Annotated in this window: 46 protein-coding genes and 1 pseudogene; 40 read left to right on the top strand and 7 right to left on the bottom strand. The window is 50.3% G+C overall.

Features of this window, described 5'->3' with window-relative positions:
* The 3 genes and pseudogenes from tuf to bfr all read left to right on the top strand — a co-directional run.
* Nucleotides 1–153: pseudogene (gene tuf, locus ACSIPU_RS29125) on the top strand (elongation factor Tu); the annotation flags it as partial.
* A 173-nt stretch (nt 154–326) separates the two neighbouring features.
* Complete coding sequence (bfd, locus tag ACSIPU_RS29130; protein WP_004106366.1) at nt 327–521, top strand: bacterioferritin-associated ferredoxin; 195 nt, start codon at nt 327–329, stop codon at nt 519–521.
* A gap of 73 nt (nt 522–594) precedes the next feature.
* Nucleotides 595–1,071, top strand: coding sequence for a bacterioferritin (gene bfr / locus ACSIPU_RS29135; protein ID WP_004106364.1), 477 nt, complete (start codon nt 595–597; stop codon nt 1,069–1,071).
* Here the strand turns inward: bfr and ACSIPU_RS29140 are convergent.
* Nucleotides 1,055–1,531 (bottom strand): prepilin peptidase, encoded by a 477-nt coding sequence (locus tag ACSIPU_RS29140; RefSeq protein WP_004106362.1) that lies wholly within the window; start codon nt 1,529–1,531, stop codon nt 1,055–1,057. The genes bfr and ACSIPU_RS29140 overlap by 17 nt on opposite strands.
* 378 nt (nt 1,532–1,909) lie before the next feature.
* Between ACSIPU_RS29140 and rpsJ the strand changes: the two genes are divergently transcribed.
* The 31 genes from rpsJ to ACSIPU_RS29295 all read left to right on the top strand — a co-directional run bounded on the left by rpsJ (nt 1,910) and on the right by ACSIPU_RS29295 (nt 16,789).
* On the top strand, nt 1,910–2,221 hold the full coding sequence (gene rpsJ / locus ACSIPU_RS29145) for a 30S ribosomal protein S10 (RefSeq protein ID WP_001181005.1): 312 nt from the start codon (nt 1,910–1,912) through the stop codon (nt 2,219–2,221).
* Between the two features lie 32 nt (nt 2,222–2,253).
* Nucleotides 2,254–2,883 carry a 50S ribosomal protein L3 gene (rplC, locus tag ACSIPU_RS29150; RefSeq protein ID WP_004106354.1) on the top strand — a complete coding sequence of 210 codons (630 nt, stop codon included), beginning with the start codon at nt 2,254–2,256 and terminating at the stop codon, nt 2,881–2,883.
* Nucleotides 2,884–2,893: 10 nt separating this feature from the next.
* Nucleotides 2,894–3,499, top strand: a complete 606-nt coding sequence (gene rplD, locus ACSIPU_RS29155) for a 50S ribosomal protein L4 (protein ID WP_003031119.1) — start codon at nt 2,894–2,896, stop codon at nt 3,497–3,499.
* Nucleotides 3,496–3,798 carry a 50S ribosomal protein L23 gene (gene rplW / locus ACSIPU_RS29160; RefSeq protein ID WP_000617546.1) on the top strand — a complete coding sequence of 101 codons (303 nt, stop codon included), beginning with the start codon at nt 3,496–3,498 and terminating at the stop codon, nt 3,796–3,798. Before rplD ends, rplW begins: the two co-directional genes overlap by 4 nt.
* Nucleotides 3,799–3,815: 17 nt before the next feature.
* Complete coding sequence (gene rplB, locus ACSIPU_RS29165) at nt 3,816–4,637, top strand: 50S ribosomal protein L2 (protein WP_000301869.1); 822 nt, start codon at nt 3,816–3,818, stop codon at nt 4,635–4,637.
* 16 nt (nt 4,638–4,653) lie between these two features.
* Nucleotides 4,654–4,932: a 30S ribosomal protein S19 gene (gene rpsS / locus ACSIPU_RS29170; RefSeq protein WP_001138115.1), complete on the top strand. Its 279-nt coding sequence runs from the start codon at nt 4,654–4,656 to the stop codon at nt 4,930–4,932.
* A 14-nt stretch (nt 4,933–4,946) separates the two neighbouring features.
* The gene (rplV, locus tag ACSIPU_RS29175) at nt 4,947–5,279 is read left to right on the top strand and encodes a 50S ribosomal protein L22 (RefSeq protein ID WP_002919773.1); all 333 of its coding nucleotides are present in this window, start codon (nt 4,947–4,949) and stop codon (nt 5,277–5,279) included.
* Between the two features lie 17 nt (nt 5,280–5,296).
* Nucleotides 5,297–5,995 carry a 30S ribosomal protein S3 gene (gene rpsC, locus ACSIPU_RS29180; RefSeq protein ID WP_004106350.1) on the top strand — a complete coding sequence of 233 codons (699 nt, stop codon included), beginning with the start codon at nt 5,297–5,299 and terminating at the stop codon, nt 5,993–5,995.
* 12 nt (nt 5,996–6,007) lie between these two features.
* Complete coding sequence (gene rplP, locus ACSIPU_RS29185; RefSeq protein ID WP_002919759.1) at nt 6,008–6,418, top strand: 50S ribosomal protein L16; 411 nt, start codon at nt 6,008–6,010, stop codon at nt 6,416–6,418.
* Nucleotides 6,418–6,609: a 50S ribosomal protein L29 gene (gene rpmC, locus ACSIPU_RS29190; protein WP_002919754.1), complete on the top strand. Its 192-nt coding sequence runs from the start codon at nt 6,418–6,420 to the stop codon at nt 6,607–6,609. Before rplP ends, rpmC begins: the two co-directional genes overlap by 1 nt.
* Nucleotides 6,609–6,863 carry a 30S ribosomal protein S17 gene (gene rpsQ, locus ACSIPU_RS29195; RefSeq protein WP_004106347.1) on the top strand — a complete coding sequence of 85 codons (255 nt, stop codon included), beginning with the start codon at nt 6,609–6,611 and terminating at the stop codon, nt 6,861–6,863. Before rpmC ends, rpsQ begins: the two co-directional genes overlap by 1 nt.
* A gap of 165 nt (nt 6,864–7,028) precedes the next feature.
* Complete coding sequence (gene rplN / locus ACSIPU_RS29200) at nt 7,029–7,400, top strand: 50S ribosomal protein L14 (protein WP_000613954.1); 372 nt, start codon at nt 7,029–7,031, stop codon at nt 7,398–7,400.
* Between the two features lie 10 nt (nt 7,401–7,410).
* A complete protein-coding gene (gene rplX, locus ACSIPU_RS29205) occupies nt 7,411–7,725 on the top strand; it encodes a 50S ribosomal protein L24 (RefSeq protein WP_004106345.1) in 315 nt (104 codons plus the stop codon).
* Between the two features lie 14 nt (nt 7,726–7,739).
* Entirely contained in the window at nt 7,740–8,279 is a 540-nt protein-coding gene (rplE, locus tag ACSIPU_RS29210) for a 50S ribosomal protein L5 (RefSeq protein ID WP_001096202.1), read from the top strand.
* A gap of 14 nt (nt 8,280–8,293) precedes the next feature.
* Entirely contained in the window at nt 8,294–8,599 is a 306-nt protein-coding gene (gene rpsN / locus ACSIPU_RS29215; RefSeq protein ID WP_002919667.1) for a 30S ribosomal protein S14, read from the top strand.
* 33 nt (nt 8,600–8,632) lie between these two features.
* Nucleotides 8,633–9,025, top strand: a complete 393-nt coding sequence (rpsH, locus tag ACSIPU_RS29220) for a 30S ribosomal protein S8 (RefSeq protein WP_004106343.1) — start codon at nt 8,633–8,635, stop codon at nt 9,023–9,025.
* 12 nt (nt 9,026–9,037) lie between these two features.
* On the top strand, nt 9,038–9,571 hold the full coding sequence (gene rplF / locus ACSIPU_RS29225) for a 50S ribosomal protein L6 (protein WP_004106341.1): 534 nt from the start codon (nt 9,038–9,040) through the stop codon (nt 9,569–9,571).
* Between the two features lie 9 nt (nt 9,572–9,580).
* Complete coding sequence (gene rplR, locus ACSIPU_RS29230; RefSeq protein WP_000358960.1) at nt 9,581–9,934, top strand: 50S ribosomal protein L18; 354 nt, start codon at nt 9,581–9,583, stop codon at nt 9,932–9,934.
* Between the two features lie 14 nt (nt 9,935–9,948).
* Nucleotides 9,949–10,452: a 30S ribosomal protein S5 gene (rpsE, locus tag ACSIPU_RS29235; protein ID WP_004106339.1), complete on the top strand. Its 504-nt coding sequence runs from the start codon at nt 9,949–9,951 to the stop codon at nt 10,450–10,452.
* Between the two features lie 3 nt (nt 10,453–10,455).
* Nucleotides 10,456–10,635, top strand: a complete 180-nt coding sequence (gene rpmD, locus ACSIPU_RS29240; protein WP_001140434.1) for a 50S ribosomal protein L30 — start codon at nt 10,456–10,458, stop codon at nt 10,633–10,635.
* Nucleotides 10,636–10,638: 3 nt separating this feature from the next.
* Nucleotides 10,639–11,073, top strand: a complete 435-nt coding sequence (rplO, locus tag ACSIPU_RS29245) for a 50S ribosomal protein L15 (protein ID WP_004106336.1) — start codon at nt 10,639–10,641, stop codon at nt 11,071–11,073.
* Nucleotides 11,074–11,080: 7 nt separating this feature from the next.
* On the top strand, nt 11,081–12,412 hold the full coding sequence (gene secY, locus ACSIPU_RS29250) for a preprotein translocase subunit SecY (RefSeq protein ID WP_004106334.1): 1,332 nt from the start codon (nt 11,081–11,083) through the stop codon (nt 12,410–12,412).
* 31 nt (nt 12,413–12,443) lie between these two features.
* Complete coding sequence (gene rpmJ / locus ACSIPU_RS29255; protein ID WP_000868187.1) at nt 12,444–12,560, top strand: 50S ribosomal protein L36; 117 nt, start codon at nt 12,444–12,446, stop codon at nt 12,558–12,560.
* 146 nt (nt 12,561–12,706) lie between these two features.
* Nucleotides 12,707–13,063, top strand: coding sequence for a 30S ribosomal protein S13 (rpsM, locus tag ACSIPU_RS29260; protein ID WP_004106333.1), 357 nt, complete (start codon nt 12,707–12,709; stop codon nt 13,061–13,063).
* 16 nt (nt 13,064–13,079) lie between these two features.
* A complete protein-coding gene (gene rpsK / locus ACSIPU_RS29265; protein WP_004138423.1) occupies nt 13,080–13,469 on the top strand; it encodes a 30S ribosomal protein S11 in 390 nt (129 codons plus the stop codon).
* A 33-nt stretch (nt 13,470–13,502) separates the two neighbouring features.
* Nucleotides 13,503–14,123 (top strand): 30S ribosomal protein S4, encoded by a 621-nt coding sequence (gene rpsD / locus ACSIPU_RS29270; protein ID WP_004106330.1) that lies wholly within the window; start codon nt 13,503–13,505, stop codon nt 14,121–14,123.
* 25 nt (nt 14,124–14,148) lie between these two features.
* Nucleotides 14,149–15,138 carry a DNA-directed RNA polymerase subunit alpha gene (locus tag ACSIPU_RS29275; protein ID WP_002919219.1) on the top strand — a complete coding sequence of 330 codons (990 nt, stop codon included), beginning with the start codon at nt 14,149–14,151 and terminating at the stop codon, nt 15,136–15,138.
* Between the two features lie 40 nt (nt 15,139–15,178).
* Entirely contained in the window at nt 15,179–15,565 is a 387-nt protein-coding gene (gene rplQ, locus ACSIPU_RS29280; RefSeq protein WP_004106324.1) for a 50S ribosomal protein L17, read from the top strand.
* 107 nt (nt 15,566–15,672) lie between these two features.
* The gene (locus ACSIPU_RS29285; protein WP_004106314.1) at nt 15,673–16,041 is read left to right on the top strand and encodes a DnaJ family domain-containing protein; all 369 of its coding nucleotides are present in this window, start codon (nt 15,673–15,675) and stop codon (nt 16,039–16,041) included.
* 2 nt (nt 16,042–16,043) lie between these two features.
* On the top strand, nt 16,044–16,469 hold the full coding sequence (gene zntR, locus ACSIPU_RS29290; protein ID WP_134883656.1) for a Zn(2+)-responsive transcriptional regulator: 426 nt from the start codon (nt 16,044–16,046) through the stop codon (nt 16,467–16,469).
* Between the two features lie 59 nt (nt 16,470–16,528).
* Nucleotides 16,529–16,789 (top strand): alternative ribosome-rescue factor A, encoded by a 261-nt coding sequence (locus tag ACSIPU_RS29295; RefSeq protein ID WP_083307702.1) that lies wholly within the window; start codon nt 16,529–16,531, stop codon nt 16,787–16,789.
* Here ACSIPU_RS29295 and mscL read toward each other — a convergent pair.
* The 5 genes from mscL to def form a co-directional block, all read right to left on the bottom strand.
* Nucleotides 16,743–17,156 (bottom strand): large-conductance mechanosensitive channel protein MscL, encoded by a 414-nt coding sequence (gene mscL, locus ACSIPU_RS29300; RefSeq protein ID WP_004106310.1) that lies wholly within the window; start codon nt 17,154–17,156, stop codon nt 16,743–16,745. The two genes, ACSIPU_RS29295 and mscL, sit on opposite strands and share 47 nt — an antisense overlap.
* A 140-nt stretch (nt 17,157–17,296) precedes the next feature.
* A complete protein-coding gene (gene trkA, locus ACSIPU_RS29305; RefSeq protein ID WP_004106309.1) occupies nt 17,297–18,673 on the bottom strand; it encodes a Trk system potassium transporter TrkA in 1,377 nt (458 codons plus the stop codon).
* A 21-nt stretch (nt 18,674–18,694) separates the two neighbouring features.
* Nucleotides 18,695–19,984, bottom strand: a complete 1,290-nt coding sequence (rsmB, locus tag ACSIPU_RS29310; protein WP_134883658.1) for a 16S rRNA (cytosine(967)-C(5))-methyltransferase RsmB — start codon at nt 19,982–19,984, stop codon at nt 18,695–18,697.
* A gap of 52 nt (nt 19,985–20,036) precedes the next feature.
* Entirely contained in the window at nt 20,037–20,984 is a 948-nt protein-coding gene (fmt, locus tag ACSIPU_RS29315; protein WP_016809264.1) for a methionyl-tRNA formyltransferase, read from the bottom strand.
* A 14-nt stretch (nt 20,985–20,998) separates the two neighbouring features.
* Nucleotides 20,999–21,508: a peptide deformylase gene (gene def, locus ACSIPU_RS29320; protein ID WP_004106306.1), complete on the bottom strand. Its 510-nt coding sequence runs from the start codon at nt 21,506–21,508 to the stop codon at nt 20,999–21,001.
* 129 nt (nt 21,509–21,637) lie between these two features.
* Here def and dprA point away from each other — a divergent pair, with 129 nt between their 5' ends.
* Genes dprA through ACSIPU_RS29350 form a run of 6 tightly spaced genes read left to right on the top strand, consistent with a single transcriptional unit; the run spans nt 21,638 to nt 25,430 of the window.
* The gene (dprA, locus tag ACSIPU_RS29325; RefSeq protein WP_004106300.1) at nt 21,638–22,762 is read left to right on the top strand and encodes a DNA-protecting protein DprA; all 1,125 of its coding nucleotides are present in this window, start codon (nt 21,638–21,640) and stop codon (nt 22,760–22,762) included.
* Nucleotides 22,734–23,207 carry a DUF494 family protein Smg gene (gene smg, locus ACSIPU_RS29330; protein ID WP_004106298.1) on the top strand — a complete coding sequence of 158 codons (474 nt, stop codon included), beginning with the start codon at nt 22,734–22,736 and terminating at the stop codon, nt 23,205–23,207. Before dprA ends, smg begins: the two co-directional genes overlap by 29 nt.
* Before the next feature lie 27 nt (nt 23,208–23,234).
* Nucleotides 23,235–23,777, top strand: a complete 543-nt coding sequence (locus ACSIPU_RS29335; protein ID WP_004115939.1) for a DNA topoisomerase family protein — start codon at nt 23,235–23,237, stop codon at nt 23,775–23,777.
* A 4-nt stretch (nt 23,778–23,781) separates the two neighbouring features.
* A complete protein-coding gene (gene tsaC, locus ACSIPU_RS29340) occupies nt 23,782–24,354 on the top strand; it encodes an L-threonylcarbamoyladenylate synthase type 1 TsaC (RefSeq protein WP_004115936.1) in 573 nt (190 codons plus the stop codon).
* A gap of 3 nt (nt 24,355–24,357) precedes the next feature.
* On the top strand, nt 24,358–25,176 hold the full coding sequence (gene aroE, locus ACSIPU_RS29345) for a shikimate dehydrogenase (protein ID WP_004115935.1): 819 nt from the start codon (nt 24,358–24,360) through the stop codon (nt 25,174–25,176).
* Entirely contained in the window at nt 25,173–25,430 is a 258-nt protein-coding gene (locus tag ACSIPU_RS29350) for a DUF1488 family protein (protein WP_004106287.1), read from the top strand. The genes aroE and ACSIPU_RS29350 overlap by 4 nt, the downstream gene beginning before the upstream one ends.
* On the opposite strand, the gene ACSIPU_RS29355 is transcribed toward ACSIPU_RS29350, so the two are convergent.
* Nucleotides 25,406–25,960: a gamma carbonic anhydrase family protein gene (locus ACSIPU_RS29355; protein ID WP_004106285.1), complete on the bottom strand. Its 555-nt coding sequence runs from the start codon at nt 25,958–25,960 to the stop codon at nt 25,406–25,408. The genes ACSIPU_RS29350 and ACSIPU_RS29355 overlap by 25 nt on opposite strands.
* Between the last annotated feature and the right edge of the window lie 397 nt (nt 25,961–26,357).

Here is a 26,357-nt window from a genome sequence, read left to right on the forward strand (position 1 = left end):
CCGGAAGGCGTAGAGATGGTTATGCCGGGCGACAACATCAAAATGGTTGTTACCCTGATCCACCCGATCGCGATGGACGACGGTCTGCGTTTCGCAATCCGTGAAGGCGGCCGTACCGTTGGCGCGGGCGTTGTTGCTAAAGTTCTCGGCTAATTATTAGTCCGGAATGAAAAAGGGCGCTAAGGCGCCCTTTTTGCTGTCTGTAATTTGAAGGTATATCCGTGAAAGATTACAGACAATAAATGATATGTATATTTAATAAACAGCCTATTGTAATCATAACTATTCTCATTTACACTTCGCCTGTAAGTTGAACGGGAGTATGTATGTACGTTTGTCTGTGTAATGGTGTGAACGATAAAAAAATTCGTCAGGCTGTGCGCCAGTTTCACCCTCAATCTTTCCAGCAGTTGCGCAAATTTATTCCCGTGGGAAATCAATGCGGTAAGTGTGTGCGCGCGGCCAGAGAAATTATGGAAGATGAATTGACTCGCATGCCGGAATATCAAGAGATTGCCTGAAGACCACGGCTTAACTTTGACATCCTAATAGCCCGAACTACGCTTCAATAAGTGGAAGCGGAGGGACTATATAATGAAAGGTGATGTCAAAATCATAAGTTATCTCAATAAATTATTGGGAAATGAGCTGGTCGCAATTAATCAGTACTTTCTCCATGCGAGAATGTTCAAAAACTGGGGCCTGATGCGCCTCAATGATGTCGAATACCATGAATCCATCGATGAAATGAAGCATGCCGATAAGTATATTGAGCGTATTTTGTTTCTTGAGGGGATCCCTAACCTGCAGGACCTCGGTAAACTCCGCATTGGGGAGGACGTCGAGGAGATGCTGCAATCTGACCTGAGGCTGGAACTGGAAGGGGCAAAGGATCTACGAGAAGCCATTGCCTATGCCGACAGCGTCCATGACTACGTCAGCCGGGATATGTTAATCACTATCCTTGCAGACGAAGAAGGGCATATCGATTGGCTTGAAACCGAACTGGATCTCATAGCTAAAATTGGTCTGCAGAATTATCTTCAGTCGCAGATTAAAGTGGCGGACTAAGAAAGGTCACACCTTCAGATGATAAACCCGCTACGGCCAGAAAAGGGCCAAAAGGTAGCGGGTTATGTAATGCCTCTCTTTCTCTGGTGCGTAGAATCACTACTGCTACGGCAGCGCATGCCAGAATCGTTGCGATAAGAACCAGCTGCGGTAAAGCTCTCCAGCCATGCCAGGCTCCAAGTGCGGCGAGTAACTTTACATCACCGTAGCCGATACCTTCAGACCCACGTACTCCCCTGTAGAACCAATAAATTAACGCAAAGGCCAGATAGCCTGCTATCGCTCCCCATACCGCATGCGGCAGATTGACCGGCGACATACATACATAGTAAAGCAGCCCGCTCCAGAGCAGAGGGCAGGTGAATTTATCGGGTAGCAAGCCATAGCGCAGATCGTGCCAGCTGAGAGTGAGCAATAAGCCGCCGTAGATAATAAAGAAGACAACGTTCGCAACTGCCATTGATTTTCTCCATGTTGTGGCTGTTAGCACCGAGTGTGCTGAGGAGGAGAGCATCTGGCAAAGGCCAATGACCGGGAATGGACTGACTTATCCAAATTTTTTATGTCTACAGGTTGCGTTACGGCGTGAGCGGAAGCGGACTCGCAGAAAGAAGTGATGATTTTCTACGCAGTACTTGCGTTGTGGCTGAATTTGCGTATAATGCGCGGGCCTGTCAAAGTTGACGGCCGGTTCGATATGAACCCTGGTAGCAGCAACAAGCTACCAAACAATGTTCCCAATTGGGGAACTATGTAAGAACGGTTACACTCTCCCATCAATCGTAATGGGTATGAGGAGTAACCATTTCGTCTATAAAATAATTGGAGCTCTGGTCTCATGCAGAACCAAAGAATCCGTATCCGCCTTAAAGCGTTTGATCATCGTCTGATCGATCAATCAACCGCGGAAATCGTCGAGACTGCTAAGCGCACTGGTGCGCAAGTCCGTGGTCCGATCCCGCTGCCGACCCGCAAAGAGCGCTTTACCGTTCTGATCTCTCCGCACGTTAACAAAGACGCGCGCGATCAGTACGAAATCCGCACTCATAAGCGTCTGGTTGACATCGTTGAGCCAACTGAAAAAACCGTTGATGCTCTGATGCGTCTGGATCTGGCTGCCGGTGTAGACGTGCAGATCAGCCTGGGTTAATCAGGTCATCGAGCGATTGAGAGGTTGAAACAATGATTGGTTTAGTCGGTAAAAAAGTGGGCATGACCCGCATCTTCACTGAAGATGGCGTATCTATCCCAGTAACCGTAATCGAAGTTGAAGCAAACCGCGTTACTCAGGTTAAAGATCTGGCTAACGATGGCTACCGTGCCGTTCAGGTTACCACTGGTGCTAAAAAAGCAAACCGTGTAACCAAACCGGAAGCGGGTCACTTCGCTAAAGCTGGCGTTGAAGCTGGCCGTGGTCTGTGGGAATTCCGTCTGGCTGACGGCGAAGAGTTCACCGTAGGTCAGGACATTAGCGTTGAGCTGTTTGCTGACGTTAAAAAAGTTGACGTAACCGGTACCTCTAAAGGTAAAGGTTTTGCTGGTACCGTTAAGCGCTGGAACTTCCGTACCCAGGACGCAACTCACGGTAACTCCTTGTCTCACCGCGTTCCGGGTTCTATCGGTCAGAACCAGACTCCGGGCAAAGTGTTCAAAGGCAAGAAAATGGCAGGTCAGCTGGGTAACGAACGTGTAACCGTTCAGAGCCTGGACGTAGTACGTGTTGACGCTGAGCGCAACCTGCTGCTGGTTAAAGGTGCAGTCCCGGGTGCAACCGGTAGCGACCTGATCGTTAAACCAGCTGTGAAGGCGTAAGGGGATAGCAATGGAATTAGTATTGAAAGACGCGCAGAGCGCGCTGACTGTTTCCGAAACTACCTTCGGTCGTGATTTCAACGAAGCGCTGGTTCACCAGGTTGTAGTTGCTTATGCAGCTGGTGCTCGTCAGGGTACTCGTGCTCAGAAGACTCGTGCTGAAGTAACTGGTTCAGGCAAAAAGCCGTGGCGCCAGAAAGGTACCGGCCGTGCGCGTTCAGGTTCTATCAAGAGCCCGATCTGGCGTTCAGGTGGCGTGACCTTCGCTGCTCGTCCGCAGGACCACAGTCAAAAAGTTAACAAAAAGATGTACCGCGGCGCGCTGAAAAGCATTCTGTCCGAACTGGTACGTCAGGATCGTCTGATCGTTGTCGAATCTTTCTCTGTAGAAGCGCCTAAAACTAAGCTGCTGGCACAGAAACTGAAAGACATGGCTCTGGAAGATGTGCTGATCATCACCGGTGAGCTGGACGAGAACCTGTTCCTTGCTGCGCGCAACCTGCACAAGGTTGACGTACGTGATGCAACTGGTATCGACCCGGTTAGCCTGATCGCCTTCGACAAAGTCGTAATGACTGCTGATGCTGTTAAGCAAGTTGAGGAGATGCTGGCATGATTCGTGAAGAACGTCTGCTGAAGGTGCTGCGCGCACCGCACGTTTCTGAAAAAGCGTCTACTGCGATGGAAAAAACTAACACCATCGTTCTCAAAGTTGCTAAAGACGCGACCAAAGCAGAGATCAAAGCTGCTGTGCAGAAACTGTTTGAAGTCGAAGTCGAAGTCGTTAACACCCTGGTTGTTAAAGGGAAAGTTAAACGTCACGGACAGCGTATCGGTCGTCGTAGCGACTGGAAAAAAGCTTACGTCACCCTGAAGGAAGGCCAGAATCTGGACTTCGTCGGCGGCGCTGAGTAAGTCGGAGGAGTAATACAATGGCAGTTGTTAAATGTAAACCGACATCTCCGGGTCGTCGCCACGTTGTTAAAGTGGTCAACCCAGAGCTGCACAAGGGCAAACCTTTTGCTCCGCTGGTTGAAAAAAACAGCAAATCCGGTGGTCGTAACAACAATGGCCGTATCACCACTCGTCATATCGGTGGTGGTCACAAACAGGCCTACCGTATTGTTGACTTCAAACGCAACAAAGATGGTATCCCGGCAGTTGTTGAACGTCTTGAGTACGATCCGAACCGCTCCGCGAACATCGCGCTGGTTCTGTACAAAGACGGTGAGCGCCGTTACATTCTGGCCCCTAAAGGCCTGAAAGCTGGCGACCAGATTCAGTCTGGCGTTGATGCTGCAATCAAAGCAGGCAACACCCTGCCGATGCGCAATATCCCGGTTGGTTCTACCGTTCATAACGTAGAAATGAAACCAGGTAAAGGCGGTCAGCTGGCTCGTTCCGCTGGTACTTACGTTCAGATCGTTGCTCGCGATGGTGCTTATGTCACCCTGCGTCTGCGTTCTGGTGAAATGCGTAAAGTCGAAGCAGACTGCCGCGCTACTCTGGGCGAAGTTGGCAATGCTGAGCATATGCTGCGCGTTCTGGGTAAAGCAGGTGCTGCACGCTGGCGTGGCGTTCGTCCTACCGTTCGCGGTACTGCGATGAACCCAGTCGACCACCCACATGGTGGTGGTGAAGGTCGTAACTTTGGTAAGCACCCGGTAACTCCGTGGGGCGTTCAGACCAAAGGTAAGAAGACCCGCAGCAACAAGCGTACTGATAAATTCATCGTACGTCGCCGTAGCAAATAATTTTAGAGGATAAGCCATGCCACGTTCTCTCAAGAAAGGTCCTTTTATTGACCTGCACTTGCTGAAGAAGGTAGAGAAAGCGGTGGAAAGCGGAGACAAGAAGCCCCTGCGCACTTGGTCCCGTCGTTCAACGATCTTTCCTAACATGATCGGTTTGACCATCGCTGTCCATAATGGTCGTCAGCACGTTCCAGTTTTTGTTTCCGACGAAATGGTTGGTCACAAACTGGGTGAATTCGCACCGACTCGTACTTATCGCGGCCACGCTGCTGATAAAAAAGCGAAGAAGAAATAAGGTAGGAGGAAGAGATGGAAACTTTAGCTCAACATCGCCATGCTCGTTCTTCTGCTCAGAAGGTACGCCTTGTTGCTGACCTGATTCGCGGTAAGAAAGTGTCGCAGGCCCTGGATATTCTGACCTACACCAACAAGAAAGCTGCTGTACTGGTCAAGAAGGTACTGGAATCTGCCATTGCTAACGCTGAACACAACGATGGCGCTGACATTGATGATCTGAAAGTTGCGAAAATTTTCGTAGACGAAGGCCCGAGCATGAAGCGCATTATGCCGCGTGCTAAAGGTCGTGCAGATCGCATCCTGAAGCGCACCAGCCACATTACTGTGGTTGTGTCCGATCGCTGAGACTCTGGAGACTAGCAATGGGTCAGAAAGTACATCCTAATGGTATTCGCCTGGGTATTGTAAAACCATGGAACTCTACCTGGTTTGCGAACACCAAAGAATTCGCTGACAACCTGGACAGCGATTTTAAAGTACGTCAGTACCTGACTAAGGAACTGGCGAAAGCGTCTGTATCTCGCATCGTTATCGAGCGTCCGGCTAAGAGCATTCGTGTGACCATTCACACCGCTCGCCCGGGTATCGTTATCGGTAAGAAAGGCGAAGACGTAGAAAAACTGCGCAAGGTCGTCGCGGATCTCGCTGGCGTGCCTGCACAGATCAATATTGCCGAAGTTCGTAAGCCTGAACTGGACGCTAAATTGGTTGCTGACAGCATCACTTCTCAGCTGGAACGTCGCGTTATGTTCCGTCGTGCTATGAAGCGTGCTGTACAGAACGCAATGCGTCTGGGCGCTAAAGGTATCAAAGTTGAAGTTAGCGGCCGTCTGGGCGGCGCGGAAATCGCACGTACCGAATGGTACCGTGAAGGTCGCGTACCGCTGCACACTCTGCGTGCTGACATCGACTACAACACCTCTGAAGCGCACACCACTTACGGTGTAATCGGCGTTAAGGTATGGATCTTCAAAGGTGAGATCCTGGGTGGTATGGCTGCTGTTGAACAACCGGAACCGGCTGCTCAACCTAAAAAGCAGCAGCGTAAAGGCCGTAAATAAGGAGCGTCGCTGATGTTACAACCAAAGCGTACAAAATTCCGTAAAGTGCACAAAGGCCGCAACCGTGGTCTGGCGCAGGGTACGGATGTTAGCTTCGGCACTTTCGGTCTGAAAGCTGTTGGCCGTGGTCGTCTGACTGCACGTCAGATCGAAGCAGCACGTCGTGCTATGACCCGTGCAGTTAAGCGTCAAGGTAAGATCTGGATCCGTGTATTCCCGGACAAACCGATCACCGAGAAGCCGCTGGAAGTTCGTATGGGTAAAGGTAAAGGTAACGTGGAGTACTGGGTTGCCTTGATTCAGCCGGGTAAAGTCCTTTATGAAATGGACGGCGTACCGGAAGAGCTGGCCCGTGAAGCATTCGGCCTGGCAGCAGCGAAACTGCCGATCAAAACCACCTTTGTAACTAAGACGGTGATGTAATGAAAGCAAAAGAGCTGCGTGAAAAAAGCGTTGAAGAGCTGAACGCTGAGCTGCTGAACCTGCTGCGTGAGCAGTTCAACCTGCGTATGCAGGCTGCAAGTGGCCAGCTGCAACAGACTCATCTGCTGAAGCAAGTGCGTCGTGATGTTGCACGCGTTAAGACTTTACTGACTCAGAAGGCGGGTGCGTAATGACCGATAAAATCCGTACTCTGCAAGGTCGCGTGGTTAGCGACAAAATGGAGAAATCCATTGTTGTTGCTATCGAACGTATGGTGAAACACCCGGTATACGGCAAATTCATCAAGCGTACGACCAAACTGCACGTACATGACGAGAACAACGAATGCGGTATCGGTGACGTGGTTGAAATCCGCGAATGCCGTCCGCTGTCCAAGACTAAGTCCTGGACGCTGGTTCGCGTTGTAGAGAAAGCGGTTCTGTAATACAGTACGCATTCTCGATACGGATAAACGGCTCAGCGATGAGCCGTTTATTTTTTCTACCCATATCTGATTTGCGGTGTTATAATGCCGCGCCCTCGATATGGGGCTTTTTTAACGACCCTATTTTTGGGTCTCAGTAGTAGTTGACATTAGCGGAGCACTAAAATGATCCAAGAACAGACTATGCTGAACGTCGCCGACAACTCCGGTGCACGTCGCGTAATGTGTATCAAGGTTCTGGGTGGCTCGCACCGTCGCTACGCAGGCGTAGGCGACATCATCAAGATCACCATCAAAGAAGCAATTCCGCGTGGTAAGGTCAAAAAAGGTGATGTGCTGAAGGCGGTAGTGGTGCGCACCAAGAAGGGTGTTCGTCGCCCGGACGGTTCTGTCATTCGCTTCGATGGTAATGCATGCGTTATTTTAAACAATAACAGCGAGCAGCCCATCGGTACGCGTATTTTTGGGCCGGTAACTCGTGAACTTCGTAACGAGAAGTTCATGAAAATTATCTCTCTGGCCCCAGAAGTACTCTAAGGAGCGAATCATGGCAGCGAAAATCCGTCGTGATGACGAAGTTATCGTGTTAACCGGTAAAGATAAAGGTAAACGCGGTAAAGTTAAGAATGTCTTGTCTTCCGGCAAGCTCATTGTTGAAGGTATCAACCTGGTTAAGAAACACCAGAAGCCGGTTCCGGCTCTGAACCAACCAGGCGGCATCGTTGAAAAAGAAGCTGCTATTCAGGTTTCTAACGTTGCAATCTTCAATGCGGCAACCGGCAAGGCTGACCGTGTAGGCTTTAGATTCGAAGACGGCAAAAAAGTCCGTTTCTTCAAGTCTAACAGCGAAACTATCAAGTAATTTGGAGTAGTACGATGGCGAAACTGCATGATTACTACAAAGACGAAGTAGTTAAGAAACTCATGACTGAGTTTAACTACAATTCTGTCATGCAAGTCCCTCGGGTCGAGAAGATCACCCTGAACATGGGTGTTGGTGAAGCGATCGCTGACAAGAAACTGCTGGATAACGCAGCAGCGGATCTGACAGCAATCTCCGGTCAAAAACCGCTGATCACCAAAGCACGCAAATCAGTTGCAGGCTTCAAAATCCGTCAGGGCTATCCGATCGGCTGTAAAGTAACTCTGCGTGGCGAACGCATGTGGGAGTTCTTTGAGCGCCTGATCACTATTGCTGTACCGCGTATCCGTGACTTCCGTGGCTTGTCCGCTAAGTCTTTCGACGGTCGTGGCAACTACAGCATGGGTGTCCGTGAGCAGATCATCTTCCCAGAAATCGACTACGATAAAGTCGACCGCGTTCGTGGTTTGGATATTACCATTACCACTACTGCGAAATCTGATGAAGAAGGCCGCGCTCTGCTGGCTGCCTTTGACTTCCCGTTCCGCAAGTAAGGTAGGGTTACTTAATGGCTAAGCAATCAATGAAAGCACGCGAAGTAAAGCGCGTGGCTTTAGCTGATAAATTCTTCGCTAAACGCGCTGAACTGAAAGCTATCATCTCTGATGTGAACGCAACCGACGAAGATCGTTGGAATGCTGTTCTCAAGCTGCAGACTCTGCCGCGTGATTCCAGCCCGTCTCGTCAGCGTAATCGCTGCCGTCAAACAGGTCGTCCGCATGGTTTCCTGCGGAAGTTCGGGTTGAGCCGTATCAAGGTCCGTGAAGCCGCAATGCGCGGTGAAATCCCGGGTCTGAAAAAGGCTAGCTGGTAATTGTCACCAATTGAATCACGGGAGTAAAGACAGATGAGCATGCAAGATCCGATCGCGGATATGCTGACCCGTATCCGTAACGGTCAGGCCGCGAATAAAGCTGCGGTCACCATGCCTTCCTCCAAGCTGAAAGTGGCAATTGCCAACGTGCTGAAGGAAGAAGGCTTTATTGAAGATTTTAAAGTTGAAGGCGACATCAAGCCGGAACTGGAACTGACTCTTAAGTATTTCCAGGGTAAAGCTGTTGTAGAAAGCATTCAGCGTGTCAGCCGCCCAGGTCTGCGCATCTACAAACGTAAAGATGAGCTGCCGAAAGTTATGGCGGGTCTGGGTATCGCGGTTATTTCTACCTCTAAAGGTGTTATGACTGATCGTGCAGCGCGCCAGGCTGGTCTTGGTGGCGAAATTATCTGCTACGTAGCCTAATCGGAGGAAAAAATGTCTCGTGTTGCTAAAGCACCGGTCGTTGTTCCTGCCGGCGTTGATGTAAAAATCAACGGTCAGGTTATTACGATCAAAGGTAAAAACGGCGAGCTGACTCGTACCCTCAACAATGCTGTTGAAGTTAAACATGCAGATAATGCTCTGACCTTCGGTCCGCGTGATGGTTTCGTGGATGGATGGGCTCAGGCTGGTACCGCGCGTGCCCTGCTGAACTCAATGGTTGTTGGTGTTACCGAAGGCTTCACTAAAAAGCTTCAGCTGGTTGGTGTAGGTTATCGTGCAGCGGTCAAAGGGGATGTAGTAAACCTGGCTTTAGGTTTCTCTCATCCTGTTGAGCATAAACTGCCGGCCGGTATCACTGCAGAATGTCCGACTCAAACTGAAATCGTGCTGAAAGGCGCTGATAAGCAGGTGATCGGTCAGGTTGCAGCAGATCTGCGCGCCTACCGTCGTCCTGAGCCTTATAAAGGTAAGGGTGTTCGTTACGCCGACGAAGTCGTGCGTACCAAAGAGGCTAAGAAGAAGTAAGGTAACACTATGGATAAGAAATCTGCTCGTATCCGTCGTGCGACCCGCGCACGCCGCAAGCTCCAGGAGCTGGGTGCAACTCGCCTGGTGGTACATCGTACCCCGCGTCATATTTACGCACAGGTAATTGCACCGAACGGTTCTGAAGTTCTGGTAGCTGCTTCTACTGTAGAAAAAGCTATCGCTGAACAACTGAAGTACACCGGTAACAAAGACGCGGCTGCAGCTGTGGGTAAAGCTGTCGCTGAACGCGCTCTGGAAAAAGGCATCAAAGATGTATCCTTTGACCGTTCCGGGTTCCAATATCATGGTCGTGTCCAGGCACTGGCAGATGCTGCCCGTGAAGCTGGCCTTCAGTTCTAAGGTAGAGGTGTAAGATGGCTCACATCGAAAAACAAGCTGGCGAACTGCAGGAAAAGCTGATCGCGGTTAACCGCGTATCTAAAACCGTTAAAGGTGGTCGTATTTTCTCCTTCACAGCTCTGACTGTAGTTGGTGACGGTAACGGTCGCGTTGGTTTTGGTTACGGTAAAGCGCGTGAAGTTCCAGCAGCGATCCAGAAAGCGATGGAAAAAGCCCGTCGCAATATGATTAACGTCGCGCTGAACCACGGCACCCTGCAGCACCCGGTTAAAGGTGTTCACACGGGTTCTCGTGTATTCATGCAGCCAGCTTCCGAAGGTACCGGTATCATCGCCGGTGGTGCAATGCGCGCCGTTCTGGAAGTTGCTGGAGTTCATAACGTTCTGGCCAAAGCATATGGTTCCACTAACCCGATCAACGTGGTTCGTGCAACTATTGATGGCCTGGAAAATATGAATTCTCCAGAAATGGTCGCTGCCAAGCGTGGTAAATCCGTTGAAGAAATTCTGGGGAAATAAACCATGGCAAAGACTATTAAAATTACTCAAACCCGCAGTGCAATCGGTCGTCTGCCGAAACACAAGGCAACGCTGCTTGGCCTGGGTCTGCGTCGTATTGGTCACACCGTAGAGCGCGAGGATACTCCTGCTGTTCGTGGTATGGTCAACGCGGTTTCCTTCATGGTTAAAGTTGAGGAGTAAGAGATGCGTTTAAATACTCTGTCTCCGGCCGAAGGCTCTAAAAAGGCGGGTAAACGCCTGGGTCGTGGTATCGGTTCTGGCCTCGGTAAAACCGGTGGTCGTGGTCACAAAGGTCAGAACTCTCGTTCTGGCGGTGGCGTACGTCGCGGTTTCGAAGGTGGTCAGATGCCTCTGTACCGTCGCCTGCCGAAATTCGGCTTCACTTCTCGTAAAGCGATGATCACTGCAGAAGTTCGTCTGTCTGATCTGGCTCACGTAGAAGGCGATGTTATCGACCTGAACACGCTGAAAGCGGCTAACATTATCGGTATCCAGATCGAGTTCGCGAAAGTGATCCTGTCTGGTGAAGTATCTCGTCCGGTAACTGTTCGTGGCCTGCGCGTGACTAAAGGTGCTCGTGCTGCTATCGAAGCTGCTGGCGGTAAAATTGAGGAATAAGTAGCAGATGGCTAAGCAACCGGGATTAGATTTTCAAAGTGCCAAAGGTGGGATTGGCGAACTGAAGCGCAGACTGTTGTTTGTAATCGGTGCGTTGATTGTGTTCCGTATTGGCTCTTTTATTCCGATCCCTGGTATTGATGCCGCTGTACTTGCCAAACTGCTTGAGCAACAGCGAGGCACCATCATTGAAATGTTCAACATGTTCTCTGGTGGTGCTCTCAGCCGTGCTTCAATCTTTGCTCTGGGTATCATGCCGTATATTTCGGCATCGATCATTGTCCAGCTGTTAACGGTTGTTTATCAGCCGTTAGCGGAGCTGAAGAAAGAAGGGGAGTCTGGTCGTCGTAAGATCAGCCAGTACACCCGCTACGGTACTCTGGTGCTGGCGATATTCCAGTCGATCGGTATTGCTACCGGTCTACCGAATATGCCTGGTATGCAGGGCCTGGTAATAAATCCAGGCTTTGCATTCTATTTCACCGCTGTTGTTAGTCTGGTCTCAGGAACGATGTTCCTGATGTGGCTCGGCGAACAGATCACTGAGCGTGGTATCGGTAACGGTATTTCGATCATTATCTTCGCTGGTATCGTTGCGGGACTCCCGCCGGCCATAGCCCATACTATCGAGCAAGCGCGTCAAGGCGACCTGCACTTCCTCCTGTTGCTGTTGGTTGCAGTATTAGTATTTGCAGTGACCTTCTTTGTTGTGTTTGTTGAGCGTGGCCAACGCCGCATTGTGGTAAACTACGCGAAACGTCAACAGGGTCGTCGTGTCTATGCTGCACAGAGCACACATTTACCGCTGAAAGTGAATATGGCAGGGGTCATCCCGGCAATCTTCGCTTCCAGTATTATTCTGTTCCCGGCAACCATTACATCTTGGTTCGGGGGCGGTACTGGTTGGAACTGGCTGACAACAATTTCGCTGTATTTGCAGCCTGGGCAACCGCTTTATGTGTTACTCTATGCGTCTGCAATCATCTTCTTCTGTTTCTTCTACACGGCGTTGGTTTTCAACCCGCGTGAAACAGCAGATAACCTGAAGAAGTCCGGTGCATTTGTACCAGGAATTCGTCCGGGAGAGCAAACGGCGAAGTATATCGATAAAGTAATGACTCGCCTGACTTTGGTCGGTGCGTTATACATCACTTTTATCTGCCTGATCCCGGAGTTCATGCGTGATGCAATGAAAGTACCGTTCTACTTCGGTGGGACCTCACTGCTTATCGTTGTTGTCGTGATTATGGACTTTATGGCTCAAGTGCAAACTCTGATGATGTCAAGTCAGTATGAGTCTGCATTGAAGAAGGCGAATCTGAAAGGCTACGGCCGCTAACAGGTCGCTCGAGAAGTTACGGAGAGTAAAAATGAAAGTTCGTGCTTCCGTCAAGAAATTATGCCGTAACTGCAAAATCGTTAAGCGTGATGGCGTCATCCGCGTGATTTGCAGTGCCGAGCCGAAGCATAAACAGCGCCAAGGCTGATTTATTCGCATATTTTTCTTGCAAAGTTGGGTTGAGCTGGCTAGATTAGCCAGCCAATCTTTTGTATGTCTGTACGTTTCCATTTGAGTATCCTGAAAACGGGCTTTTCAGCATGGTGCGTACATATTAAATAGTAGGAGTGCATAGTGGCCCGTATAGCAGGCATTAACATTCCTGATCACAAACATACCGTAATCGCATTAACTGCCATTTTCGGTATCGGCAAGACCCGCTCTAAAGCCATCTGTGCTGACACGGGTATCGCTGAAAATGTTAAGATCAGTGAGCTGTCTGAAGAACAAATTGAATCCCTGCGTGAAGCGGTAGGTAAATTTGTCGTTGAAGGTGATCTGCGCCGTGAAATCACCCTGAGCATCAAGCGTCTGATGGACCTTGGTTGCTATCGTGGTTTACGCCATCGTCGTGGTCTTCCGGTTCGCGGTCAGCGTACTAAGACCAACGCACGTACCCGTAAGGGTCCGCGTAAACCGATCAAGAAATAATCGGGGTGATTGAATAATGGCAAAGGCACCAGTTCGTGCACGTAAGCGTGTAAGAAAACAAGTCTCTGATGGCGTGGCTCATGTCCATGCTTCTTTTAACAACACCATCGTTACCATTACCGATCGTCAAGGTAACGCGCTGGGTTGGGCAACAGCCGGTGGTTCCGGTTTCCGTGGTTCTCGCAAATCCACTCCGTTTGCAGCTCAGGTTGCAGCAGAGCGTTGCGCTGAAGCCGTAAAAGAATACGGCATCAAGAATCTGGAAGTTATGGTCAAAGGTCCGGGTCCAGGTCGCGAATCTACTATTCGTGCACTGAACGCCGCTGGTTTCCGCATCACTAATATTACTGATGTGACTCCGATCCCTCATAACGGTTGTCGTCCGCCGAAAAAACGTCGCGTATAACGCGTTCGTTTCTAGGATTGTTGGAGAAAGAAAATGGCAAGATATTTGGGTCCTAAGCTCAAGCTGAGCCGTCGTGAGGGCACAGACCTGTTCCTTAAGTCTGGCGTTCGCGCGATCGATACCAAGTGTAAAATTGAACAAGCTCCTGGCCAGCACGGTGCGCGTAAACCGCGTCTGTCTGACTATGGTGTGCAGTTGCGTGAAAAGCAAAAAGTTCGCCGTATGTACGGTGTGCTGGAGCGTCAGTTCCGTAACTATTATAAAGAAGCAGCGCGTCTGAAAGGCAACACCGGTGAAAACCTGTTGACTCTGCTGGAAGGTCGTCTGGACAACGTTGTATACCGTATGGGCTTCGGCGCGACTCGTGCTGAATCACGTCAGCTGGTTAGCCACAAAGCTATCATGGTAAACGGTCGTGTTGTTAACATCGCTTCTTATCAGGTTAAAGCGAATGACGTTGTCAGCATTCGTGAGAAAGCGAAAAAGCAATCTCGCGTGAAAGCCGCTCTGGAGCTGGCTGAGCAGCGTGAAAAGCCAACCTGGCTGGAAGTTGATGCTGGCAAGATGGAAGGTACGTTCAAGCGTCTGCCGGAACGTTCTGATCTGTCTGCGGACATTAACGAACACCTGATCGTCGAGCTTTACTCCAAGTAAAGCTTAGTACCAAAGAGAGGACACAATGCAGGGTTCTGTGACAGAGTTTCTAAAACCGCGCCTGGTCGATATCGAGCAAGTGAGTTCGACGCACGCCAAGGTGACCCTTGAACCTTTAGAGCGTGGCTTTGGCCATACTCTAGGTAACGCACTGCGCCGTATTCTGCTCTCATCGATGCCGGGTTGCGCGGTGACCGAGGTTGAGATTGATGGTGTACTTCATGAGTACAGCACCAAAGAAGGCGTTCAGGAAGATATCCTTGAAATCCTGCTCAACCTGAAAGGGCTGGCGGTGAGAGTTCAGGGTAAAGATGAAGTCATCCTTACTTTGAACAAATCTGGCATTGGCCCTGTGACCGCAGCCGACATTACCCATGACGGTGATGTCGAAATCGTCAAGCCGCAACATGTGATCTGCCACCTGACCGATGAGAACGCAGCTATTAGCATGCGTATCAAAGTTCAGCGCGGTCGCGGTTATGTGCCGGCTTCTGCCCGAATTCATTCGGAAGAAGATGAGCGCCCAATCGGCCGTCTGCTGGTCGACGCATGCTACAGCCCGGTAGAGCGTATTGCCTACAATGTTGAAGCAGCGCGTGTAGAACAGCGTACCGACCTGGACAAGCTGGTCATCGAAATGGAAACCAACGGCACAATCGATCCTGAAGAGGCGATTCGTCGTGCGGCAACCATCCTGGCAGAACAACTGGAAGCTTTCGTTGACTTACGTGATGTACGTCAGCCGGAAGTGAAAGAAGAGAAACCAGAATTCGATCCGATCCTGCTGCGCCCTGTTGACGATCTCGAATTGACTGTCCGCTCTGCTAACTGCCTCAAGGCAGAAGCTATCCACTATATCGGTGATCTGGTACAGCGTACCGAGGTTGAGTTGCTGAAAACGCCGAACCTGGGTAAAAAATCTCTTACCGAGATTAAAGACGTGCTGGCTTCACGTGGTTTGTCTCTGGGCATGCGCCTGGAAAACTGGCCACCGGCAAGCATTGCTGACGAGTAACCGGATCACAGGTTAAGGTTTTACTGAGAAGGATAAGGTCATGCGCCATCGTAAGAGTGGTCGTCAACTGAACCGCAACAGCAGCCATCGCCAGGCTATGTTCCGTAACATGGCTGGTTCGCTGGTTCGTCATGAAATCATCAAGACGACCCTGCCGAAAGCGAAAGAACTGCGTCGCGTAGTTGAGCCGCTGATTACTCTTGCCAAGACTGATAGCGTTGCTAATCGTCGTCTGGCATTCGCCCGCACTCGTGATAACGAGATCGTGGCAAAACTGTTTAACGAGCTGGGCCCGCGTTTCGCGAGCCGCGCCGGTGGTTACACTCGTATTATGAAGTGTGGCTTCCGTGCAGGCGACAACGCGCCGATGGCATACATCGAGCTGGTTGATCGCTCTGAATCGAAAGCAGAAGCTGCTGCAGAGTAATCTGTAGTAACGTAAAAAAACCCGCTCCGGCGGGTTTTTTTATATCCTCCCTATTCCTGCTTGTTTACAATATCTGCATTCTTTTTGTTCATCGCCGGAGCCGTATTATGTGGTTACTGGATCAGTGGGCAGAACGCCATATTCTTGATGCCCAGCGCAAAGGTGAATTGGATAATCTTCCGGGCAGTGGCGAACCACTGATTCTGGATGATGATTCACATGTGCCGCCCGAGCTACGCGCAGGTTATCGATTACTCAAGAATGCGGGTTGTTTACCTCCCGAACTTGAACATCGTAAAGAAGCCGTGATGCTAAATGACTTACTTAAAGGCGTTCAGGAGTGCGATCCCCGCTATGCTGAGCTGAGCCGTCGCCTTGCGCTGCTCGAGCTAAAGCTGCGGCAGGCGGGCTTAAATACTGACTTCCTGCGTGGGGATTACGCTGATAAGTTGCTGCATAAGATTAATGAGGAGTAATCATGTACCGCATAGGTGAACTGGCTAAATTGGCTGACGTCACTCCTGATACCATCCGCTATTATGAAAAACAGCAGATGATGGATTATAACGTGCGTACGGAAGGTGGATTTCGTCTCTATTCGGATAACGACCTGCAGAGACTGCGTTTTATCCGCTATGCCAGGCAGCTGGGGTTTACGCTGGAATCGATCCGCGAACTTCTCTCGATCCGCATCGATCCGGAACATCATACCTGTCAGGAATCTAAAGGCATTGTGCAGGCTCGTTTGAGTGAAGTGGAATCCCGTATTAAGGAACTCCAGGCTATGCGTCGTTCCTTACAGCGGCTCAATGATGCTTGCTGCGGCACAGCGCACAGCAGTGTCTATTGTTCCATTCTTGAAGCGCTCGAGCAGGGCGCCAGTAACAGAAATACCGGGCGTTGATTTTTTCAGCATTCGCGTCTACACTCACGCCGATTTCATTTCACCAATCTGGAGATTTTATGAGCCGCTATCAGCACACTAAAGGGCAGATAAAAGATAATGCCATCGAGGCCTTGCTTCATGACCCGTTATTCAGGCAACGAGTGGAAAAGAATAAAAAGGGGAAAGGCAGTTATCAAAGAAAAGCAAAACATGCGGGGCGGGATGGTCGGGAGGCCAGTGGCAAGAAAGTGATTAACTTTTTTACCACTGGCCTTCTGGTTTTAAAGCCTTTTAAGAGCGATTGTTCTGTTCTTTCAACAGGTCACGAATTTCGCTAAGCAGGACTTCTTCTTTAGTCGGAGCAGGTGGTGCTGCCGGCGCCTCTTCTTTTTTCCTGTTCAATTTGTTCATCAGTTTGATTGCCATAAAAATAGCAAAAGCCACGATAATAAAATCGAATACATTCTGGATGAATACGCCATAGTGCATTACGACAGCGGGAATGTCGCCCTGGGCATCTCGCAGCGTTACAGCAAACTGTTTAAAGTCAATTCCGCCGATGAGCAAGCCTAGCGGCGGCATAATAATATCGGCAACCAACGACGATACGATTTTACCAAATGCTGCACCAATGATGACACCGACTGCCAGATCAACCACGTTCCCGCGCATCGCAAATTCGCGAAATTCTTTTAAAAAACTCATTTTATTCTCCTTGAGCCAGCAAACACTGATAAGTTTAACAAATGTATTCCTATTTTCCATTATTAGGAAATAATTGCAGGAAAATATTATCCTTTGATATATAAGGGATAAAAGAAAGGCGTCTTGTCGACGCCTGATAACTACAGAAAGAAAGGGCTTGGCTGGAATAGCCTCTCCACATCAGAGATGAATTTTTTGTCAGTCAGGAACATAACTACATGATCCCCTTGCTCAATGCGCAGATTGTTATTCGCTATCATGACATCATTACCGCGTACAACTGCGCCAATAATTGTTCCTGGCGGAAGTTTAATCTCATCAATCGAACGTCCAACAACCCGTGAAGTACTTTCGTCTCCGTGCGCCACTGCTTCAATGGCCTCAGCGACGCCGCGGCGCAGCGAGGATACACCAACAATATCCGCTTTGCGGACATGGCTGAGCAGCGCGGATATGGTTGCCTGCTGCGGTGATATTGCAATGTCGATCACGCTCCCCTGGACAAGATCGACGTAAGCCCGTCGCTGGATCAGTACCATGACTTTTTTGGCGCCCATTCGCTTCGCGAGCATGGCAGACATGATATTGGCTTCATCATCGTTGGTGACAGCGATAAAAAGATCAACTTGATCGATATGTTCTTCAGCCAGTAATTCTTGATCTGAAGCATCGCCGTAGAAGACGATTGTATTCTGCAGCTTTTCTGCAAGCTCTGCGGCACGCTGTTGATTACGTTCAATGAGTTTGACGCTGTAATCTTTCTCCAGCTTATGGGCGAGCCCGGCGCCAATGTTTCCGCCGCCGACCAGCATGATGCGTTTATAAGGCTTTTCCAGACGCTGAAGCTCGCTCATGACTGCTCGAATGTGCTGCGAAGCGGCGATAAAGAACACCTCATCCCCGGCCTCTACAATTGTTGAGCCCTGGGGTCTGATAGGACGATCGTGGCGGAAAATGGCCGCTACGCGTGTATCAATATGCGGCATATGTTCGCGCATAGTCGAAAGCGCATTTCCCACCAAAGGACCGCCATAATAGGCTTTAACGACCGCCAGGCTGACCTTTCCTTCAGCAAAATTGACAACCTGCAAAGCGCCTGGATACTCGATCAGCCGGTAAATACTATCAATTACCAGCTGCTCAGGTGCGATAAGGTGATCTATAGGAACCGCTTCTGAATGGAAAAGTTTATCGGCATCGCGAACATAATCCGGCGAACGGATGCGAGCAATACGATTTGGTGTATTAAACAGCGAATAGGCAACCTGGCAGGCCACCATATTGGTTTCATCGGAGCTGGTCACCGCAACCAGCATGTCGGCATCATCCGCACCGGCCTCACGTAACACGCGCGGATGCGAGCCATGCCCCTGAACCACCCGGAGATCAAATTTATCCTGAAGACTACGAAGGCGGTCGCCATTCGTGTCGACCAGAGTAATATCGTTGTTCTCTCCGACGAGATTTTCCGCCAGAGTTCCGCCGACCTGTCCTGCGCCCAATATGATAATTTTCATCAGTCGCGACTCGTTATCTCATCACTTTTTGATTAGCTTAGCGTAAAAGAAGCCGTCACCTTCTTCAGCGCCAGGCAAATTTTGTTGACCTGGCACCTCTGGCGTTCCGGTTTCGCTGAGTACCGCATCCGCTGTTCGTTGCAGAAAAGCTTTAATTTGCAGGCTATTCTCCTCTGGTAATACGGAGCACGTCGCGTAAACCAGAGTTCCGCCGGATTTCAGGTGCGGCCATACGGCATCCAGAATTTCCGACTGAAGCTGGGCCAGTTCTGCGATATCGCGATCCCGGCGCAGCCATTTGATATCCGGGTGACGGCGAATAACACCGCTAGCGGAACAAGGCGCATCCAGTAGGATACGATCGAACTGTTGTTCGCCGCACCACTGTGATGGATGGCGTCCATCACCCTGTTTGACGGTTGCCTTCATTCCCAGTCGCTTCAGGTTGTCATAGACGCGGGAGAGCCGCTGCTCGTCAATATCGATGGCGAGAACCTGTGCTTCGGGAGCCGCTTCGAGAATATGCGTGGTTTTACCGCCCGGAGCGGCGCAGAGATCCAGAATGTGCTCGCCGTTTTTGGGGGCGAGGAATGTGACGCAACCCTGAGCGGAGGCATCCTGAACGGTAACCCAGCCTTCTTCAAACCCTGGCAGTGCATGGACTGGTACCGGTGTTTCCATGCGTACAGCGTCAGGATAAGCGGAATGCGTAAACCCTGACATACCCGCCTCTTCCAGCAATGCCAGCCAGCTGTCGCGCGTGTGATGGAGACGGTTCACGCGCAACCACATTGGCGGACGCTGGTTGTTCGCATCCACGATGGCTTCCCACCGCGCTGGATACGCTTTCTGCAGGCGTTTTAATAACCAGCCTGGGTGTAAGAAGCGAATGTCGCTACGAGAAAATTCAGACAACAGCTCTTCCTGCTGGCGCTGAAACTGGCGCAATACGCCATTAATCAACCCTTTAAGCTGTGGACGTTTAATAGCGACTGCGCCTTCAACCGTTTCCGCCAGTGCGGCATGCGGCGGGATACGCGTATAGAGCAGTTGATATAAGCCCACCATAATCAGGTAGTGAACGATACGCTGCTTACCCGTCATCGGACGAGACATTAGCTTATTAATCAGCCAGTCTAATTGCGAAAGCGTACGCAGCACGCCAAAGCATAGTTCCTGAAGCAGCGCTTTATCTTTATCGGATACTTTTTGCTGCAGTGAGGGCAGAACGTTGCTTAATGATTGCCCTTGTTCGAGAACCTGTTCAACGGCCTGCGCTGCCAGGCTACGTAAATTGAGTTGTTTTTTCATAAACACAAAAATAAAAATGCCCGGCAACACCGGGCGTATTAAGAAGGGGCCGTCAGACCAGACGGTTGCCAGGAGCGAACCATTCCCGGCGCGAGTTTAAAAGATCCTGGGCGCTCATTGCTTTTTTACCGGCCGGCTGCAGCGAGAGTAGATTCAGAATACCGTCGCTGGTTGCTACCTGAATCCCCTGTTTTGTCGCTTCAATGATGGTCCCCGGTACGGCAGCTGTGGCCGTATTGATAACCGATGCCTGCCAGACTTTTATCGGCTGGCCATCAATTTCTATCCAGCTCATAGGCCACGGATTAAAGGCGCGAATGCAGCGTTCTAACTGAGCAGCGGAAAGAGACCAGTCGATACGCGCCTCTTCTTTGCTGAGTTTTTGTGCATGGGTAACCAGCGCTTCATCCTGAACGACCGGTTTTGCGGTACCCGCGGCAAGCTGCTTAAGGGTTTCAATAAGCCCTTGCGGCCCCAGGTTAGCCAGTTTGTCATATAACGTTCCGCTGGTATCTTCTGCGGTGATGGGACACGCAAGCTTATACAGCATGTCGCCCGTATCAAGCCCGACATCCATCTGCATGATTGTTACACCGGTCTCGGTATCACCAGCCCACAGCGAACGTTGAATTGGCGCCGCTCCGCGCCAGCGTGGAAGCAGCGAACCATGAACATTAATGCAGCCAAGGCGCGGCATATCCAGCACCGCTTTCGGCAAAAGCAGACCATAGGCTACGACCACCATGACGTCTGCATGCAGGTCAGAAACTAATTGCTGATTATCCTGCGGGCGTAACGAAGCTGGCTGGAATACCGGTATGCCTTTCTCCTGCGCCAGTACTTTAACCGGGCTGGGCATGAGTTTTTTACCCCGGCCTGCTGGACGGTCTGGTTGTGTAAACACGCCAACGACGTTATGTCCAGAGGAGAGCAGCGCGTCAAGATGACGCGCTGCAAAATCAGGAGTACCCGCAAAAATAATACGTAGTGAATCTGACACGTTAATTCTCGTCCTTAAGCTCGGGCATTCAGGCGGTCAAGTTTCTCAACTTTTTGACGAATGCGTTGTTGCTTGAGCGGAGACAGATAATCGATGAACAGCTTACCAACGAGATGATCCATCTCATGCTGAATACAGATTGCCAGCAGACCGTCAGCTTCCAGTTCAAACGATTTTCCTTCGCGATCGAGCGCGCGGATTTTCACTTTTTCTGCACGCGGCACTAAAGCGCGTTGTTCAGGAATAGAGAGACAGCCCTCTTCAATGCCGGTCTCTCCGCTCTTTTCCAGCAGCTCCGGGTTAATTAATACCAGCTGCTCATCACGATTTTCCGATACATCAATAACGATGATCCGCTGATGGATATCCACCTGCGTTGCGGCAAGACCAATACCTTCTTCAGCGTACATCGTCTCGAACATATCATCGACGATACGCTGAATTTCCGCATTTACTTCTTCAACCGGCTTTGCGACTTTGCGAAGGCGCTCGTCCGGAATATGTAACACTTGCAAAACTGACATAGTTATCCAGAGTTGTGTTCAGGAGTTGGAAAGATTATTACCTCTATTCTAGACAAAACCCCCTGCAATTGACAGTCTCGCTGTCCAATCGCAATGATTGTTAAAGTCGCTTGTGGCAGGGGGATGGGGATGACGCCGAAGGAAATTTGGATACGTTTGATGAGAGTGAGCAGCCTGTATGGCGACAGTGCTGTCAACGTCGCTCGTCAGCTATGTTCATCTCCGACCTTAGATCATGAGAATTTGCGAGCCTGTGGTTTGAATCTGGCTCAATCGAAGCACTTTCTTAGCGTTAACCAATGCGAGATTGATTCCACTCTGCAGTGGCTCGAGCAGCCGAGTTGCTATCTACTCACCGCCGAAGATCCGCTTTACCCACCTCAATTGCGGGCTATTGTGGATTTTCCCGGTGCCCTTTTTGTCTATGGAAATACTTCGCTACTTAGTAGCCGGCAGCTGTCAGTTATCGGAAGTCGAGCGCATTCGTGGTATGGCGCCCGCTGGGGGAAATTATTTAGCGTAGCTTTAGCGGGTTATGGCATTACGATCACTAGCGGTCTGGCTCTTGGCATCGATGGGATCGCCCATCGTGGTGCGCTGGAAGGTAAGGGTAAAACGGTTGCCGTTTTAGGGAACGGGTTACGCGAAATCTATCCTCGTCGCCATCAGGCGCTGGCGGAGCAGATAATTCGCAACGGTGGAGCCGTAATTTCTGAATTTCCACTTTTTACTCCGCCTTTGCCGGGGAATTTTCCCCGGCGTAATCGGATTATCAGCGGCCTGAGCGCCGGTGTGTTAGTTGTTGAAGCCGCACTGAAAAGCGGTTCGCTAGTGACAGTTCGTTATGCTCTGGAGCAGGGAAGGGATGTATTTGCCTTGCCAGGGCCAATTGGCAGTCCTGGTTCGGAAGGACCCCATTGGCTCATTAAGCAGGGAGCGATTCCCGTAACGGCGCCTGAAGACATCATTGAATACTGGCGGGATGATCTACAGTACATTGTTCCCAAGCCGGATGGCGCAAATAATTGCGCGAATCTGCCTTCTGTAGCATTGCCATTTCCAGAGCTCCTGGCTAACGTAGGAGATGAGGTAACACCTGTTGACGTTGTCGCTGAACGTGCCGGCCAATCTGTGCCAGTAACCGTAGCCCAGCTACTTGAACTGGAGTTAGCAGGCTGGATCGCAGCTGTACCCGGCGGCTATGTCCGATTAAGGAGGGCAAGCCATGTTCGACGTACTCATGTATCTGTTTGAAACTTACATCCATAATGAAGCAGAAATGCGCGTGGATCAGGACAAGCTGACTCGGGATCTTACCGATGCCGGTTTTGAACGAGAAGATATCTATAACGCCCTGATGTGGCTTGAGAAACTGGCTGATTATCAGGAGGGGTTGGTTGCGCCTATGCAGCTTGCTTCCGACCCTCTCTCGCTACGAGTATATACGGACGAGGAGTGTCAGCGTCTTGATGCGAGTTGCCGGGGGTTCTTACTGTTCCTTGAGCAAATTCAGGTGTTGAACCTCGAAACACGGGAAATGGTAATAGAGCGTGCGCTGGCGCTGGATACGGCGGAGTTCGATCTGGAGGATCTCAAATGGGTGATTCTGATGGTGCTGTTCAATATTCCCGGTTGCGAAAATGCCTACCAGCAAATGGAAGAATTACTCTTTGAAGTAAATGAAGGTATGCTGCATTAACTTTTTTGCTGCGACATTAGAATTGTTATGACCAAAACAGCGCTGTTTTCGGTGCGTAAAAACGAACCCTGCCCGCAGTGTGGGGCTGAACTGGTGATACGCTCCGGGAAGCACGGGCCTTTTCTCGGTTGTTCGCATTATCCTGACTGTGACTATGTCCGTCCCCTTAAAAGCCAGGCGGACGGACATATCGTCAAAGTTCTGGAGGGGCAAACGTGTCCGTCTTGCAGCTCTGTGCTGGTGCTACGGCAGGGACGTTTTGGTATGTTTATCGGGTGTAGTAGCTACCCTGATTGTGAACATACTGAATTGATTGATAAACCAGATGAAACCGCAATACCCTGCCCGCAATGCGGACAAGGGCATCTGGTGCAGCGCCGTTCACGTTTTGGTAAAAACTTCCATTCCTGCGATCGTTACCCCGATTGCCAGTTCGTCATTAATTTCAAACCAGTAGCGGGCGAGTGCCCCGAGTGTCATTACCCGTTGCTAATCGAAAAGAAAACGGCTCAGGGCGTTAAGCGCTTTTGTGCCAGCAAACAATGTGGAAAGCCGATATCGGCGGAATAAATCTGTGAATAATAACCTGCCCTCAGAAGCCATCGTTCGCGCTGTAGAGCTTCTGAATAATCAACATGTCATCGCCTATCCTACGGAAGCCGTTTTTGGCGTCGGTTGCGATCCCGATAGCGAAAAGGCCGTCATGACTCTGCTTGCCCTTAAACAGCGTCCGGTCGAAAAAGGATTGATCCTGATCGCCGCTAGCTTTGAACAACTCAAGCCATACATTGACTATACGCGGCTTAGCGATGAGCAGCTCGCGGCTATTTTTTCCTGTTGGCCTGGTCCGGTGACGTTTGTCTTCCCCGCCTGTGCTTCAACGCCGCGTTGGTTGACTGGGCGCTTCAATTCATTGGCTGTCAGAGTTACCGATCATCCGCTGGTGGTTGAACTGTGCAAGGCTTACGGTAAGCCGCTGGTTTCAACCAGCGCAAATTTATCGGGCCAGCCACCTTGCCGCACGACCGAGGAAGTTTATACACAGTTTGGCGCTGACTTTCCCGTCATTGATGGGGCAACGGGAGGACGACAAAATCCATCTGAAATTCGTGATGCCTTGACGGGCGAACTCTTCCGCCAGGGATAATTCATGGAAACTTATGCCGTCTTCGGACACCCCATCGCCCATAGTAAATCGCCGTCTATCCATCGGCTTTTTGCACAGCAGCTGCAAATTGCGCATCCCTATGGACGTATTCTGGCTCCGCTCGATGATTTTGTTACCACGCTTGACTCCTTCTTTAATGAGGGTGGCAAGGGCGCTAACATCACCGTACCTTTTAAAGAAGAGGCCTTTGCGCGAGCTGACGAGTTAACCGAACGTGCAGCGCTGGCCGGCGCAGTTAATACGCTTAAACGGCTGGAAGACGGCCGGCTGCTTGGCGACAATACGGATGGCATCGGGCTCTTAAGCGATCTGGAACGGCTTGAGTTTATCAAACCTGGCTTCCGGGTATTGCTTATTGGCGCGGGTGGCGCTTCACGTGGGGTATTGCTGCCCCTTTTATCTCTGGATTGCGCCGTTACTATTGTCAATCGTACCTTTTCTCGCGCTCATGAACTGGCTACGTTGTTTGCTCATACTGGCAGCGTCCGTGCTTTGGATATAGAAGCATCAGGCAATGAGGAATTTGATCTCATCATTAATGCGACATCCAGCGGCATTGACGGGGACGTTCCTGCAATTCCTGTGAGTTTAATTAACCCTCATGTCTGCTGCTATGACATGTTTTACCAGAAAGGTAGTACGCCTTTTTTATCCTTATGCCAGCAACACGGTGCGACAAAATGCGCTGATGGGTTAGGAATGCTGGTGGCGCAGGCTGCTCATGCGGTGCTGTTGTGGCACGGCATTCTGCCAGATATAACTCCAGTCATTGCCGCTTTACAGAAGGAGCTGAATGCATGAACCAGTCTATTCAGTTTCCTGACAGGGAAGTGTGGGATGAGGCGCACCAATGTATCGCTTTTCCGGTATTAGTAAACGGTATGCAGCTAACCTGCGCCTTAACGTCATCGGTGCTCAAGACGCGTTTTGGTGGGGAAGAACCTACGCAATGGCTGGCCGCATTTCGTGAACATCGCTGGGATCTGGAAGATGAAGCTCAGGTTCTGATTCTCGACCAGCAGGAAGATGCTCAAGGTTGGATCTGGTTTTCCTGAGTCAGGTAGTCACCCTTCCACTTTACATAGTTATTCGCTGAATATATGAGTCCGGCGATTTCCGCCTCCGTCAGGGGGCGTATCTGCTTTACAGGGTTGCCAAAGTAAAGGTAGCCACTCTCAAGGCGTTTATTCTGTGGTACCAGGCTGCCTGCGCCAATCATTATATCGTCTTCTACAATCACGCCATCCAACAGAATCGAACCCATGCCGACCAGCACACGGTTACCGATGGTGCAGCCGTGTAGCATGACCTTGTGGCCGACAGTGACATCATCGCCAATGATAAGTGGATTGCCTCGCGGGTTTGATGAAGACTTATGAGTAACATGTAAGACACTACCGTCCTGGATGTTAGTTCGAGCGCCTATTTCTACATAATTCACATCACCGCGAATCGCGACCAGCGGCCAGATACTGACATCATCAGCTATTCTGACGTCCCCGATCACTACGCTACTGGCGTCGATCATTACCCGTTGACCCGTTTTCGGGAATAACTCTTTATAGCGACGCAAACTGTTGGTCATAGTTACCTCAATAAAATAAGGGAGTGCAAAGACTTTGGGTGCTTTTGGGGCCTCCTGCAACCCTTTATTGTGGTAAAAATTGAACGAATTGCGCAAGAATGCTGCGAAGAGGCGGAAAAAGCATCACATGAAAAAAAAGATCGAAAAAAGGCTTGTGCAAAAAAATGGGATCCCTATAATGCGCTCCCACTGACACGGAACAACGGCTTACAGCCCGCCGGGTCAGCGGGATTCAGCGATGAATACCGGCAGAGAAAAGCGAAATTAAACGCTTGACTCTGAAAGAGGAAAGCGTATTATACGCCACCTCGCAACGGTGAGCGAAAGCCGCGTTGCACTGCTCTTTAACAATTTATCAGACAATCTGTGTGGGCACTCAAAGTGACATGGATTCTTA

The sequence above is a fragment of the Klebsiella sp. HN106 genome (assembly GCF_051209435.1).
Classification (GTDB): Bacteria; Pseudomonadota; Gammaproteobacteria; order Enterobacterales; family Enterobacteriaceae; genus Klebsiella; species Klebsiella oxytoca.